At 72.4% G+C, this 13,819-nt stretch carries 11 protein-coding genes; 4 read left to right on the top strand and 7 right to left on the bottom strand.

The annotated features are described in order from the left end of the window. Positions 1-9: 9 nt before the first annotated feature. Complete coding sequence (locus AMK24_RS27520) at positions 10-684, top strand: peptidoglycan-binding domain-containing protein (protein ID WP_432755883.1); 675 nt, start codon at positions 10-12, stop codon at positions 682-684. A 127-nt stretch (positions 685-811) separates the two neighbouring features. Here AMK24_RS27520 and AMK24_RS27525 read toward each other — a convergent pair whose 3' ends face one another. Beyond that, positions 812-1,336, bottom strand: a complete 525-nt coding sequence (locus AMK24_RS27525) for a hypothetical protein (RefSeq protein ID WP_073771592.1) — start codon at positions 1,334-1,336, stop codon at positions 812-814. Positions 1,337-1,636: 300 nt separating this feature from the next. On the opposite strand from AMK24_RS27525, the gene AMK24_RS27530 reads away from it, so the two are divergent. Further along, positions 1,637-2,260: a YceI family protein gene (locus tag AMK24_RS27530; protein ID WP_073771593.1), complete on the top strand. Its 624-nt coding sequence runs from the start codon at positions 1,637-1,639 to the stop codon at positions 2,258-2,260. Between the two features lie 88 nt (positions 2,261-2,348). On the opposite strand, the gene AMK24_RS27535 is transcribed toward AMK24_RS27530, so the two are convergent. From AMK24_RS27535 to AMK24_RS27550, 4 genes are all read right to left on the bottom strand, one after another. Next, entirely contained in the window at positions 2,349-3,377 is a 1,029-nt protein-coding gene (locus AMK24_RS27535) for an iron-siderophore ABC transporter substrate-binding protein (protein WP_073771594.1), read from the bottom strand. Between the two features lie 75 nt (positions 3,378-3,452). Continuing rightward, the gene (locus tag AMK24_RS27540) at positions 3,453-4,301 is read right to left on the bottom strand and encodes an ABC transporter ATP-binding protein (RefSeq protein ID WP_073771595.1); all 849 of its coding nucleotides are present in this window, start codon (positions 4,299-4,301) and stop codon (positions 3,453-3,455) included. Between the two features lie 7 nt (positions 4,302-4,308). Continuing rightward, positions 4,309-5,397 (bottom strand): FecCD family ABC transporter permease, encoded by a 1,089-nt coding sequence (locus AMK24_RS27545; protein WP_073771596.1) that lies wholly within the window; start codon positions 5,395-5,397, stop codon positions 4,309-4,311. Next, on the bottom strand, positions 5,394-6,458 hold the full coding sequence (locus tag AMK24_RS27550; RefSeq protein ID WP_199876510.1) for a FecCD family ABC transporter permease: 1,065 nt from the start codon (positions 6,456-6,458) through the stop codon (positions 5,394-5,396). The genes AMK24_RS27545 and AMK24_RS27550 overlap by 4 nt, the downstream gene beginning before the upstream one ends. Positions 6,459-6,730: 272 nt before the next feature. Here AMK24_RS27550 and AMK24_RS27555 point away from each other — a divergent pair, with 272 nt between their 5' ends. Together AMK24_RS27555 and AMK24_RS27560 are read left to right on the top strand one after the other, a co-directional pair. Next, positions 6,731-7,315: an MSMEG_1061 family FMN-dependent PPOX-type flavoprotein gene (locus AMK24_RS27555; RefSeq protein ID WP_079190655.1), complete on the top strand. Its 585-nt coding sequence runs from the start codon at positions 6,731-6,733 to the stop codon at positions 7,313-7,315. 290 nt (positions 7,316-7,605) lie between these two features. Beyond that, a complete protein-coding gene (locus AMK24_RS27560; protein ID WP_079190656.1) occupies positions 7,606-9,705 on the top strand; it encodes an FG-GAP-like repeat-containing protein in 2,100 nt (699 codons plus the stop codon). A 163-nt stretch (positions 9,706-9,868) separates the two neighbouring features. Here AMK24_RS27560 and AMK24_RS27565 read toward each other — a convergent pair whose 3' ends face one another. Together AMK24_RS27565 and AMK24_RS27570 are read right to left on the bottom strand one after the other, a co-directional pair. Continuing rightward, positions 9,869-10,483, bottom strand: coding sequence for a GNAT family N-acetyltransferase (locus AMK24_RS27565; RefSeq protein WP_073771598.1), 615 nt, complete (start codon positions 10,481-10,483; stop codon positions 9,869-9,871). Positions 10,484-10,664: 181 nt separating this feature from the next. Continuing rightward, the gene (locus AMK24_RS27570; RefSeq protein WP_242435264.1) at positions 10,665-13,754 is read right to left on the bottom strand and encodes a DNRLRE domain-containing protein; all 3,090 of its coding nucleotides are present in this window, start codon (positions 13,752-13,754) and stop codon (positions 10,665-10,667) included. Between the last annotated feature and the right edge of the window lie 65 nt (positions 13,755-13,819).

Consider the following 13,819-nt stretch of genomic DNA (forward strand, 5'->3'; position numbering starts at 1 on the left):
CGTATGCGAATGAACCGACTCTCCCGCAGGCTGCTCACGGCGGTCGCCGCCGGGCTCCTGCTGACCGCGGCGCCCGTCGCCCACGCGGACCCCGCTCCCCCCGCCGGCTCCCCCGCCGCCCCGCAGGCCGGCGCGCACGGGTTGCGCGCCTTCCAGAAGAGCTACGGGCTGCCCCCGACCGGCCGCGTGGACATCGCCACCGCGCAGCTGCTGAGGACGGCCCCGGACAGCGAGCTGCGCGCCTTCTTCGCCGCCCCGGCCGACCTCGGCCCCGAGCAGCTGGCCCACGCCCGTACGGTCATCGGCGTCGGCAAGGGGGCGGAGCTGTCCGAGGAGGCGCAGGTCATCGCCCTGATGACGGCCATGCAGGAGTCGAAGTTCGTCAACTACACCTCTCCGGTCGACAAGGACTCGCTCGGCGTCTTCCAGCAGCGCCCGAGCATGGGCTGGGGCACGGCGGCCCAGATCACCCATGTGCCGACCGCGTCCAAGTCCTTCTACGGGCTGCCCTCGCCCAGCGCCAACCCCGGGCTGCTCCAGATCGACGGCTGGGAGTCGATGGAGCCGGGCAGGGCCTGCCAGGCGGTCCAGCGTTCGGCGCACCCGGACCGGTACGCGCAGTGGGAGGACTTCGCCAGGGAGCTGCTGGAGCAGGAGGGGCCGGACGCGGACCCGATCCCGTAGGCGTGGGCCGTGAGCCAGGGCCGTCGCGGCACGCGATGTGCGGGACGGCCCCCGGGTCACGGCTCCGGCGGCGCTCCGGGGCGCTCCGGGGGCGGTCCCGGCTCGGGGCCGCCCCCGGAGCGCCGTTTCAGCAGCCGCCGCAGTTGTAGTACGTCACGTCCCAGTGGTTGCCCTCGTCCGCGTAGATGTTGCCGGAGCCGGACCGGTACTGGCGCGCACCGTCGCCCCGGGGGCCGATGTAGGTGAAGGTCCCGGTGACGTAGTTGTTCAGGCAGGTGCTCTTGGCGAAGTCGAGCTTGTAGCCGTTCCAGTGGGAGTACGTGCCGCCGGCGTGCCCGGTCTCCGTCCCGCCGGTGATCCTGAGCGCGCAGCCGGTGGCGCTCTTGAGGGTCTGCGCGCCCTGGGCGCTCGACAGGTTGAGCTGGTCGAACGACGTGCAGGTCGGGTTGTTCCGGTCGGAGCAGCCGCCGGAGGACGACCAGGTGATCCCGGACGAGCTGAAGCGGGAGGTCGCCTGGGAGTGGGTCAGCTTGGTCACGGCGTGCGCCTCGGTGGCGCCGCCGCCGAGGACGCCGACGCCGGGCGCGAAGATCGCGCCGAGGACGAGGGCGAGGGCGGTGAGGGCGGAGCGGAGTCGTGGACGGGTCACCATGGGGCGATTCCTCCTGCTCATGACAAATCAGGGGGCGCGCGGGCGGGCATGGGCCCCGCACGCCGGGCAGGGAGATAGTGCCCGAGTTCTACGCGCGTCCGCCAGAGGGCGGACCCCGCGGACGCGCAGACCCGGCCGGACCGACGGCCGCGCCTCGCCGGACCCGATCGAGACGGCCCGGCGCAAGATGTTGAACATTGAACTAGATCGCGCTACAGTCAATCTCGTTGAAGGTTGAACGAACACGGACCTTCGACTCCACGGACCCCCGTCCCCGCAGCGCATCCCCGAGGAGGAGCCATGGCTCTGTTCAACCGCAAGCCGACCGCCGCCACCACCACCGCCACCGAGACCCCCGCCGTGGACCCCGCGCTCGCCGCCCTGACCGGTACGTACACCGTGGACCCGGCGCACAGCAGCATCGGCTTCACGGTGCGCCACGCGATGGTCACCAACGTGCGCGGCTCCTTCGGCGAGCACGAGGGCACCCTGGTACTGGACGGCGCGAACCCGGCGAACTCCTCCGCCTCCATCGACGTGAAGATCGCCAGCATCGACACCGGCATCGCCGACCGCGACGGACACCTGGTCAGCGGCGACTTCTTCGACGCGGAGAAGTTCCCCCTCATGACGTTCCGCTCGACGCGGGCCGAGCAGCTGGGCGGCGAGGCGTACCGGGTCACCGGCGACCTGACCATCAAGGACGTCACGCGCCCGCTCTCCATCGACCTGGAGTTCAATGGCTCCGCCACCGACGTCTACGGCAACGAGCGCGTGGGCTTCGAGGGCAGCGCCGACATCCTGCGCTCCGACTGGGGCCTGACCTGGAACGCGGCGCTGGAGACCGGCGGAGTGATGGTCAGCGACAAGGTGAAGCTGACCTTCGACATCTCCGCCATCAAGGCGGCCGCACCGCAGGCCTGACCCCTCGCGCCCTCCGCGCACCGACGCACTCGGCGCCCCGCACCCGGTTCCCCCGGGGGCGGGGCGCCGCGCCCGTGTGTACCGGGGGCTACTTCGCGACCTTCTCCGCGAAGAGCGGGACGACCTTCTCCAGCGCGTACGGGACGGAGAGGATCGAGTCCGTCGCGAACGCCTGCGAGATGCCCTTGTCGTCGAGGACGATGGCATGGCCCGCCTTCACCGAGGGGACCGCCTGGTACAGCGGGTCACCGGTGATGTCCGTGGCCGGGATGCCGATCGGGGTCGTCACGGTCAGGTCGGCGTCCAGCAGGTCCAGGTTCTCCTTGGAGACGGAGACGGAGAACCCCTCGCCGGCCCGGGCCTCGGCCTTCGGGTTGTTCGTGAAGCCGAGCCGCTCGACGAAGTCGACGCGCCCGGTGCCACCGACGTAGGCGCCGAAGCCCTCGGACGTGCGCGAGCCGACGGTGATGGTCCTGCCCTTGAACTCGGGGTGGGCCTTCGCCGCGGCCTCGAACTTCTTCTCCGTCTCCGCGATCAGCTCCTCGCCCTTCTCCGGTACGCCCATGGCGGCGGCGATCATCGTGGTCTGCCGCTCCCACGAGATCTTGTACTGGTCGCCGCCCTTCGGCACGCCCACGGTCGGGGCGATCTTCTTCAGGGTGTCGTAACGCGTCTGGTCACCACTGGACTTGGTGTCCAGGATCAGATCGGGCCGGAGGGCGGCGATCTTCTCGAACTCCGGCTCCATCGTGCCGATGAGCTCCGGCTTCTCGTCGTACATGCCCTTGGCCCACGGACCGACGCCCTCGCCGCCGAACGGCAGCCAGTCGCTGGCCCCGACCGGCTGGCCGCCGAGCGCGAGCACGGTCTCGGCGTCGCCCCAGCCGAGCGCGACGATGCGCTTCGGCTGCTTGTCGACGGTGACCTCGCCGAACTTCGTGCCGACCTTGGCGGGGAAGGCGCCCGCCGAGGCCCCGTCCGAGGCGGCGGACGCGGAGCCGGTGGAGTCGTCCGACGAGCCGCAGGCCGTAAGGCCCAGGAGGAGGGCGGCCACGGCGCCGACGGCGAGGACGGGGGTGCGGCGGTGCCGCCGGGTACGGGAAGCGGAAGCGTTCATGCCTCTTAGGTTAGCCTCACCTAATGAAGACGATGCCAGGGGGTGGCCCGAAGGGCTCCCCCGCCCGTACGCGGCTCAGGCAGCCGGCCCCTTCACGTGGTGGCGGCCCAGCGGCACCACCATCGGGGTGGCGGAGGCCGGATCCTCGATGACCGAGCAGCGCATCCCGAAGACCTCGCCGACCAGTTCCTCCGTGACGATGTCGACCGGCCGGCCCTCCGCGACGACCCTCCCCGCCTTCATCGCGACCATGTGGTCCGCGTACCGGCAGGCCAGGTTGAGATCGTGCAGCACGGCGACCAGGGTGACGCCCTGCTCGTGGTTGAGGTCGGTGAGCAGGTCCAGGACGTCGAGCTGGTGGCTGGCGTCGAGGAAGGTGGTCGGCTCGTCGAGCAGCAGGATGTCGGTGCGCTGGGCCAGCGCCATCGCGATCCACACCCGCTGGCGCTGGCCGCCCGACAGCTCGTCCACCGGCCGGTCGGCCAGTTCGAGGACGTCCGTCGACAGCAGCGCCCGCGCCACCGCCTCGTCGTCCTCGGCGCTCCACCGGCGGAACCAGCCCTGGTGCGGGTAACGGCCGCGCCCGACCAGGTCGGAGACGGTGATCCCCTCGGGGGCGGTGGGGCTCTGCGGGAGGATGCCGAGCACGGAGGCGACCTCCTTGGTCGGCATCTCCTGGATGGACCGGCCGTCCAGGAGCACCGCCCCGCCGGTGGGGGCGAGCAGCCGGGCCATGGCGCGCAGCAGCGTCGACTTCCCGCAGGCGTTGGGGCCCACGATGACGGTGATCCTCCCGGGCGGCACGGCCACGCTCAGACCGGCGACGATCTCGCGGTCGCCGTAGCCGAGCCGGACGTCCCGGGCTTCCAGAGTGTGTTCGGCCACGGCAGGGCCATGCCTTTCGTCATCGACTTGTCGATACATCGTCACTTCAGCCCCCGCCGCCCACGCGGTTGGCGCGGGCCAGGAGCAGGAGCAGGTACGGGGCGCCGATGAGGCTGGTGACCACGCCCACCGGGAGCTGTACGGAGGGCAGGGCGTGCTGGGCCGCGAGGTCCGCGACCAGGACGAGCAGCGCCCCGGTCAGGGCCGCCTGCGGCAGGGCCGCGCCGCGGCCCGGAACCAGCCGCCGCGCGATCGGGGCGGCGACGAACGCCACGAACCCGACGGGTCCGGCGGCGGCGGTCGCGACCCCGGCGAGCGCGGTCGCGCAGGCCAGCAGCGCGAGCCGGCCGCGCTCGGCCTTCGCGCCGAGCCCGGCGGCGGCGTCGTCCCCCAGCTGGAGGGGGCGCAGCGCCTGGGCGGCGAGGACGGTCAGCGGCAGGAGGAGGCCGAGGGCGGTGAGCAGCGGCCACACCTGGCTCCAGGAGCGGCCGTTGAGGCTGCCCGCGAGCCAGCGGAACGCCTCCTGCGCGTCGGTGGCCTCGGAGCGGGCCATCACGTACCAGACGATGCTGGACAGGCCCATGCCGACGCCGATCCCGACGAGGACCAGGCGCTGTCCGGCGACCCCCTGCCGCCAGGCGAGCAGGTAGATGCCCGCCCCGGCGGCCAGCGAACCGGCGAGGGCGCTCGCGGAGAGCGCGAGGCCGCTGACCTGGAAGAGCAGGGCGGCGGTGACGGCGACCGCACTGGCTCCGGCGCTGATGCCGATGAGGTCGGGGCTGGCGAGGGGGTTGCGCAGCACGGTCTGGAAGACGGCTCCGGAGAGGCCGAAGGCCGCGCCGACGAGGATCGCGAGGAGGGCACGCGGCAGCCGCAGTTCCAGCACGACGAACCGCGATCCGCCGTCGCCGCCCCCGAGCAGGGTCTCCACGACCTTCCCGATCGGCATGACCATGTCTCCGACGCCGAGCGAGACGCCGAACACGACGACCAGGGCGGCCAGCAGCCCGGCCCCGACGAGGAGGGAGCGCCGCAGCCCCCGGGAGCGTACGGCGGAGATCAGGCGTACGGCGTCGGCGAGGCGTTCCTCGTCCGCGCGCGTGGCGTTCTCGGCCACGGCGGGCGCCCGGCTCACAGTTCCACCAGCTTCCTGCGCCGGACGAGCCAGATGAAGGGGATGCAGCCGATGGCGGCCGTGACCACGCCGACCTGCACCTCACCGGGCCGGGCGACGACCCGGCCCACGATGTCCGCGAGGAGCAGCATGATCGGGGCGAGCACCATGCTGTACGGAAGCACCCAGCGGTAGTCGGGTCCGGTGATGAGGCGGGCGGCGTGCGGTACGGCGAGCCCGACGAAGCCGATGGGCCCGGCGACGACGGTGGCCGCGCCGCAGAGGAGCACCACGGCGAGGGCGGCGACCACGCGGATGGCCCCGACGCGCTGGCCGAGGCCGCGGGCGAGGTCGTCGCCGAGGGAGAGGGCGTTGAGCTGCGGTCCGAGCGCCAGCGCCAGCACGGTGCCGACCGCGATGAACGGCGATGCCTGCCACAGCACTTCGGGGCCGCGGGCGGTCAGCGCGCCGAGCTGCCAGAACCGGAACCGGTCGTAGCCGCCCCGGTCCTGGAGCAGGATGGCGTTGGTGACCGAGGTGAGGACCGCGGCGGTCGCGGCCCCGGCGAGGGCCAGCTTGACCGGTGTAGCACCCTCGCGGCCGAGCGAGCCGACCCCGTACACGAGGAGGGCGGCGAGCAGCGCGCCGAGGAAGCCGAACCAGATGAACTGGGTCGTGGCCGTGAACCCCAGCAGGGTGATCGAGCAGACGACGGCGACGGACGCACCCGCGTTGACGCCGAGGAGCTGGGGGTCGGCCAGGGGGTTGCGGGCGACGCCCTGCATCACCGTGCCCGCGAGGCCGAGCGCGGCTCCCGCCAGGAGCCCGGCGACGGTGCGCGGGATGCGGACCTCCTGGACGATGAGTTGCCCCTTGACGGCCGTGTCCGGGTCGAGCACCCCGTCGACGACGTCGCGGAAGGGCACATCGCCGGAGCCGACGGCGAGGCTGGCGACGACGGCGAGGAGGAGGACGGCGAGGGCGGCGAGCAGCCCGAGGGCGAGGACGGACCGGCTGCGCTTGCGCCGCGTCTCCATGCCGCCGGACGGCTTCCCCTTCACCAGGAGGGCCGAGCCGCTCACGGCCCGGCCGCCGGGGCGGGCGCCATGCGGTGGTGCACTGTTCGTTCCTCACGCTGGTTCGTCGCGCCGGGGCCCTCGGGCACGGGAGGCGCTGCCGTCGCCGACCGGTCCGCCCCGGAGGGAGCGCACGGCCGGGCCGGGGCGCCCCGGACGGTGAGTGCGACCGGCGCCACCCCGGGGCGGGGGCCGCCGGGAGACCCGAAGTAAGGTCACCCTAACAGCGTCTGTCCAGCCGTGCGCTGCCGCACCCCACAAGCTCCGGAGCACCCCCCTTGCCGTACGCCGCCGACTCCACCACCCCCACCACCCTCATGGCCGATCCGCTGGCAGGGACCGTGCCCCTCGGCTCGGCGGAAGAGCTGCGCGCACTCCTGGGCACCCCGCACCCCATCGTCATCGACAAGGTCCACGACCGGCTCACCGACGACGACCTGGACCTGCTGGCCCGCTCCCCGTTCTGCACGATGGCCACCTCCGACGCGAACGGCGACTGCGACGCCACCCCGCGCGGCGGCGCCCCCGGCTTCACCCACGTCCTGGACCGGTCCACGATCGCCCTGCCCGACCGCCCGGGGAACCGCCGCGCGGACAGCTTCCACAACATCCTGGCCAACCCCCGGGTGGGCCTGCTCTACCTGGTACCGGGCGCGATGGACGTCCTGCGCGTCAACGGCCGCGCCCGCATCGTCACGGACGGACCGTTCTTCGACGCGATGGCGGTGAAGGGCCGACGCCCGGTGCTCGCCCTGGTCGTGGAGATCGACGAGGTCTTCCGGCACTGTCCGGCGTCGCTGAAGCGGTCGGGGGTGTGGGCTCCGGAGACGTGGGCGGGGGCGGCCGACGTCTTGTCCTCGTAGCCGCTGGTCGCGTCACCGATGGCGGTGTGGGTGGTCCCGCCACTTCGCCGGCCCGCGCTGTTGCAGGGGTGACTCCTCCAGTACGGGGCCGCGTCGCGGCCGGCCTCGACGGCGCGGCCGCGGTCTCCGGCCCTCGGCGACGGCTTCACGGAGCCCCCGGCGCGGGCTGTCCCCACCGACGCCCCGGTGATCTAATCGTCCGCGGCTCCGCCGGAGTGGGGAGCGGACGGCCGAAGACGGTACCGGTCAAGTGAACACGTGGGTACGGAACGTGAGGGGCGGGCAACCGAATGAAGAGACGTGTCGGGGTCATAGGCGCCGCTGTCGTGTGCGCCTTGCTCGGGGTGCAGGCGGGCACCGGCAGCGCGAGCGCCGTCGCGGGCGGGCGGGGGGTTCCGGGATCGGCGGCTGTCGCGGCCACCGATGATCCGGCCGGGTTCCCGTACGTCGGCTCCGCCGGCGCGGAGGCCGGCAGCGGGACACGGCCGGCCGGCCGGGCCCCCGGCGGGACGCGGACGACCGCCCGGCCCGCCGGCGGGACGCCCACGGCCACCGTGCGGACGGCCGGGAAGGGTGCTCGCCACGACTACGACGGCGACGGCCGCAGCGACATGGTCGCCTGGTACGACTACAGCGAGGGCCACGACGGCATGCGCGCCTTCCTGGCCGGCCCGGACGGGGGCTTCGCCGCGCCCAACCGGGCCTGGGAGTCGCCGAAGGGCAACTTCTGGGCCGAGCACATGAAGCGCGTCACCGGTGACTTCAACGGCGACGGCACGGGGGATGTCGCCGCCTTCTACGGTTACGACGACGGGCGGGTCTCCCTCCTCACCTGGCTCGGCACGGGCGACGGCGCCTTCGCCCCGCACTTCGCCTCCTGGGCCGTGGCGCCGGACAACTGGACCTTCGACGCGATCACCGCGGAGGCCGGCGACTTCAACGGCGACGGCCGCGACGACATCGCCGCCTGGTACGACTACCGCAACGGCGACGACAAGCTCTTCACGTTCCTCGCCGATGCCAAGGGCGGTTTCGGCGCTCCCTTCCCGTCCTTCGCGCGCGCCGCCGCCGACGGCTGGGAGGTCGACCGCATGAAGTTCGCCACCGGCGATTTCGACGGCGACGGCCGCGACGACATCGGGGTCCTCGACAGCTACGCCGCCGGCACCGTGAGGCTGATGACGTTCGCCTCGAAGGCCGACGGCGGGTTCGGCGAGCCCGTACGCGGCTGGGAGTCCACCGGCTGGCACTTCGGGCGGGTCAGCGTGCACGCCGGCGACTTCAACGGCGACGGCCGCGACGAGTTCGCCGCCTGGTACGACTACGCCGACGGGCACGACGCCCTCATCGGCTTCGATCTCGACGCCGAGGGCAGGTTCGGCAACCGGCGCGAACTGCTGAACGCCGTACCGGGCTGGTACGAGCGGTCCCGGATGCGCCTCGTGACCGGCGACTACAACGGTGACGGGCGCGACGACCTCGCCGCCTTCTACGGCTACAGCGACACACGGGCAAAGGCCTTCACCTTCGTCGCCACGCCCGACGGCGCCCTCGGCGACGCCCTGCACAGCTGGTCGGAGCCCTCGGGCTGGAACCTCGACCGAACCCACCTGTTCGAGCGTTACAGCAGTCCCCCGCCCCTGCCCGTCTGCCCGGTGGTGTACGGGCACGGCGGGTACCCGACCGGGGACAACGCCTACGAACGCGACCAGGTCCGCCAGCCGAACCACCCGAAGGGGCTGGCGCAGTACAAGAGCTGGGGGGCGGGCGGGGTGGAAGCCGACCTCCAGCTCACCAGGAACGGCACCAAGGGCGTGATGTGGCACAACAGGTCCACCTGGGGTCTCACGGGCCCCAAGGCCGATGTCACGGACATCTGGTGGGCCACCGGCGCCGATCAGCTCAAGGGCCGCACGATCATCCGCGGTCCGTACGAGGGCGAGACCGTGTACACCTTCCGCGAATGGCTGGAGAGCGCCCGGAGCCAGAACATGGCGGCGTTCGTGGAGCTCAAGGGCGAGGCCGGACAGTCTCTGCTCAACCCCGACGCGTCCATCCGCGAGACCGCCTGGAACGAGGTCGTCGCCCCCATCGCCGAGCGCGCCACCAAGCAGAAGATCATGATCTACACGGGTGCCGAGAACAGCGCCCTGAAGGCCGAACTCACCAAGCGCATGGAGGCGGCCGGTCTCGGCGCCGCCCTCAAGAACCACCCCCGCTGGGTGGACTCGGCGGAGTACGGCTGGGAGGAACCGGCCCCGTCCGCCTCCCTGCACCACCCCACCTGGCAGGAGAAGCTGGACCAGTTCGCCACGCCCGTCTCCGCGCAGGCGATGGTCACCACCTGGCCCAGGGAATTGAAGTCCTGGCTGAGCGGGAAGTGCCTCTGACGCTCGTACGCCCGCGCCCGCCCGCGCCCCGCTCGAGGCATGGGCGGGCGCGGACGGTCGGGGGCGAGCGCGGGGGTGCGGCAGCGCCGGTCCCCCGCTCCATCGGCCGGGGACGGGCCTCGGGCGCCGAGGCGAGCCCCGGCCCCCTCCCGCCGCCGTACGACTACCGCCCGGCGGACACCGGTTCGCGCCGCATGACCCACAGCACCGGGCCGCCGCCCGGGAGGGCCGCCTCGCCCAGCACCGTGAAGCCGAAGTGCTCGTAGAAGGGGAGGTTGTCCGGCTTGGAGGACTCCAGGTAGACCGGCAGCCCCGCCGCGTCGGCCTGGGCCAGTCCGGACCGCAGCAGCGCCGCCCCGTGCCCCTGGCCCCGGGCGGCCGGGTCCGCGCCGACGACCGCCAGGTACCAGTGCGGCTCCTTCGGCCCGTGCTCGGCGGCGGCCTGGACGGCCTCCCGGAACAGCGGCGCCCGGTCGCCCAGGATCTCCTCCAGCTCGGCGATCGTCTCCGCGTCCGGGACCGCCTTCTCCTGCCCCTCCGGCGTCACCCAGAACGCGGCCGCCGAGGCGGTGCGCTCGCACAGCCCGTGGCGGCCGTACTGCCGGGTGAAGATCGTGGTGAAGTAGCGGACCAGATCGGGCTCGCGCGAGGCCCCGCCGGGGAAGAACCAGTCCATCATCGGATCGTCGGCGAAGGCGCGGGCCAGGGTGCGGCTGATCTCCGGGGCGTCGTCGAGCGTGGCCGCCCGCGGAGTGTTCGTTATCGACATACGGGTCATTCTGCACGGCGATGATCTTGGGTGGTCAGGGGCCCCCGTACCGGTCGGCCCGTCCCCCCGCCGCCCGCGCGGCACCCCGTACCGGTCGCCCCGCCGCCCGGCAGCGCGCGAGGCCCGGCCCGCCCCACAGCGTGGGCAGCGGACCGGGCCTCCCGAGGAGCGGCGCCCCGGTGAACGCGTCCTACGAAAGGGCCTTCATGGGCTGCCATCCGCCGGTACCGGCAACGATGGGCGCACCGACGAGGCCGGTCCTGCGGCCCGGGATGAACTCCAGACCCGCCGTGGTGTTGGCGGTGGTGGTCCACAGGTCGGGCACGCCGTCGCCGTCGGAGTCGCCGGAAGCCGTCACCAGCGGTCTGGCCGCCAGGGTCCAGCCGGTGGCGTACGCGGTGCGGCCGGCGTCGGAGGCCAGGGACGCCGGGTCGGTGCCGCCGTCCGGAACGCCGTCGCCGTCGGCGTCGCCGTTGCTCTGCCCGTGGTACAGCCACACCGCGCCATTGGCGGTGTCACGGACGACCAGGTCGACGAAGCCGTCGCCGTCGACGTCGCCCGGGGAGGCCAACTGCCTGGTGCTCCAGCCGGCGGACCCGATCGGGTAGCCCGGCTGCATCGTGCCGGCGGTGTAGCCCGGCAGGAACCAGAGCTGGTCGCCGATGACCGCGACGAAGTCGGGGTTCGAGGACTCCTCGCCGGACGAGACGTCCCCGATCGACACGATCTGCTTGATGGTGCGGGGGTCGAGGGACACGTCGGTCTCCGGGTCCGCGAAGAAGTAGACCTCCTGCCGGGTGTCGTCGGTGAACTCGCCCAGTCCGTCGTTGGGGTAGAGCCAGAGCTTGCCGTCGGGCAGCCGGGTGACCAGGTCCTCGTAGTAGTCCTCGGTCCAGTCCCCCCGGTGGGTGAGCAGCGCGGCGCTCCAGTCGCCCGCGGTGTTCTGCGCCACCAGGGGGGCGAGCTGTCCCTTGCCGGTGCCGGAGTACAGCCTCAGCTTGCCCCCGCCGTCGACGGCGAACATGTCGGGCAGGCCGTCGCCGTTCACGTCGCCGGGCTTGTCCACGATTCCCGGGCTCTTCGCGTAGAACTTGTAGGGAAGGACCGGGCCCGCGTTCTTGCCCGCGTCGAACGCCTGGACGTACAACGTGTGCGGACCGGGGGTCAGCGGAGTCACCTTGACCGACACGCTTCCACCGGCGGTCGCGGGCTTCACGGAGTTGTTCGGGGGCGTGCGGTCCAGGGCCCACCGGTACTCCGCGATGTCCTTCTCACCGCCCGCTCCGAGGATGAACTCGCCCTCGGTACGCGCGAGAGCGCCCTCGGCGCCCTCCGGGAACAGTCCGTTGACGGAGGTCACGGTCGGCAGAGCGGCGGGGGCGGTGGGGTCGAACCCGAAGCGGCAGCCGCTGGCCCCCTGGGTGGGCGTCCAGTCGGAGGCGAAAGCGGCGTCGGCGACGTCCTCCACCTGGACCTTCCAGGAGAACTGGCCGTTGCTCGCGCCCTTGTGCAGGTTCAACAGGTCCTTGGGGACCGTGATCCTGGCCTGGACCCCCGCGGGGTCCTTCGCCAGAACGGTCTTGCGGACCTTCTTGTCGAAGATGATCCCCGGAGCCACATCGTGCTTGCCGGTGGCCCACAGGTGGAACTGCACGTTGACGTCGCCGCCGTCCGGGTCCCAGACCTGGGCGGTCAGGGTGACGTCGGTGTTGCCGAGGGTCACGTACGTGCTGCCGTTGCCGCATTCGTTCGCACCGACCTTGGTGCTGGGCGAGGTGTCCAGCGCCCAGGCCGCCTTGGGCGGGCGGTTGAACTCGACGATCAGCTTGGCGTCCGGCTTGAACTTCTTCCAGCTGTACGGGTCCTTGGCGTCCTCCGCGCTCTGGGGTGCGCGCAGCCCGAAGGTGATGTTCGTCCACTTGCCCGCGGCGGCCTTGACCGCCGCGTCCTTGGCCGTGAAGTCCACGGCCTTGTCGGCGCACCCGACGCTTTCGTTGCCGTGGGCGTAGTCGCGCCGGTCCTGGCGGGTGGACTGGGCCGGCTGCTTGTTCCAGGTGGTGGCGGAGCTGATGCCGCCGGTCAGGTACAGCTCGACCGGCTTGGGGGTGCAGGACCAGGAGTGGGTCTGGGTGATCTGGAACTGCGCGTCAACGACCTTCACGCCGGCCAGGAACTTGGAATCGACCCGGAAGTACGAGCGGGCCGTGCCCTTGGTCGAGGATTCGTAACCGACTCGCGCCTCGCCGGTGGTTCCGCCGCTCCAGCCGGTGCCGTTCCAGTAGCTGTCGTCGGGGTGCGGCTTGTAGGCGATGGTCCATGCCTGGCGTGTGCCGGTGACGCGGGGGTCGATGTAGACGGGGAACGTGGTGTCCGGCGAGGCGAGCAGGGCCTGGTCGGGCTTCAGGGTCAGCCGCTCCGGGGAGACCTCCACGTCCACGGTGCTGCTGTTGGCGCCGGGTGTCAGGTCGCTCGGCGTCTCGGCCTGAGGGGTGGCGTTCGCCGTGCTCCTGGCCGTCGTCCGGGGAGCGGGCGCGGCCTGCTCTCCGGAAGAGTCCCACATCCGGGCGGTGGAGGTGGCGAACACCGTCTGGCCGGCGGGGTTCACCGCGGTGAGGGAGCCCGCTTCGGCATCCTGCTTCATGGTGAGGCCGTCCGTCTTCAGCCCGAAATCGAGCTGGGCCAGCTCCGGGTTGTCCGCGGCCTCGGCGGTCTTGACGATGAGGGCCTGGCTGAAGCCGTCGACGCTGGCGGCGACGGCGAGGTCGACGCCCGGCAGGACCTCCGGGTAGGTCGCGGTGGACCCGTCGAGCACGGGGGCCGGCAGCGGCTTCGGCCAGCTCAGGGAGAGTTCGCGTCCCTGGTCGGTCAGGGTGACCAGGGGGGCGTCGCCGCCCGGGGAGAAGGTCACCTTCCCCGCGGCCGCCTTCGGCGCGATACGCCCGGCGACCCGGGCCAGCGTGGTGTCGATCGGCGTCCAGACGCCCTCGCGCTTGACCCGGACCGGAACGGTGTGCTGGGTGCGGCGCACGTTTCCGTTGGGCAGGGCGTGCGTTTCGCTGGTGCTGGAGCGCTCGGCCGTCAGCTCGACCGGCTCTCCCGTCAGCCTCGCTTCCGCGAAGGCCTTCTCCTCGGCGGTCAGGGGTGAGTGAGCGGCTCGTCGGCCGGCCTCCTCCGCAGCGGAGGCGGTGGCGGGGCCGATCTGGGCCAGCCCCAGCGAACTGCCCGCGACCAACGTCGCGAGCACTGTTCGGGCGGCACGGCGCGCCGGTCTCTTTCTCACCGTGGATATGTGTGGCATGAGTAAAGCCCCCCAGGACTCCCTGATCAACTGCAATGTCGGGCGAA

This window comes from Streptomyces sp. CB02366 (genome assembly GCF_001905905.1).
In the GTDB taxonomy this organism is placed as follows: Bacteria; Actinomycetota; Actinomycetes; order Streptomycetales; family Streptomycetaceae; genus Streptomyces.

Bases quoted from the DNA above. Each gene is read 5' to 3' on its own strand.
- AMK24_RS27540 (WP_073771595.1), bottom strand. From the start codon at position 4,301: ATGTATCGACAAGTCGATGACGAAAGGCATGGCCCTGCCGTGGCCGAA.
- AMK24_RS27560 (WP_079190656.1), top strand. From the start codon at position 7,606: ATGAAGAGACGTGTCGGGGTCATAGGCGCCGCTGTCGTGTGCGCCTTG.
- AMK24_RS27525 (WP_073771592.1), bottom strand. From the start codon at position 1,336: ATGGTGACCCGTCCACGACTCCGCTCCGCCCTCACCGCCCTCGCCCTC.
- AMK24_RS27530 (WP_073771593.1), top strand. From the start codon at position 1,637: ATGGCTCTGTTCAACCGCAAGCCGACCGCCGCCACCACCACCGCCACC.
- AMK24_RS27535 (WP_073771594.1), bottom strand. From the start codon at position 3,377: ATGAACGCTTCCGCTTCCCGTACCCGGCGGCACCGCCGCACCCCCGTC.
- AMK24_RS27565 (WP_073771598.1), bottom strand. From the start codon at position 10,483: ATGACCCGTATGTCGATAACGAACACTCCGCGGGCGGCCACGCTCGAC.
- AMK24_RS27520 (WP_432755883.1), top strand. From the start codon at position 10: ATGAACCGACTCTCCCGCAGGCTGCTCACGGCGGTCGCCGCCGGGCTC.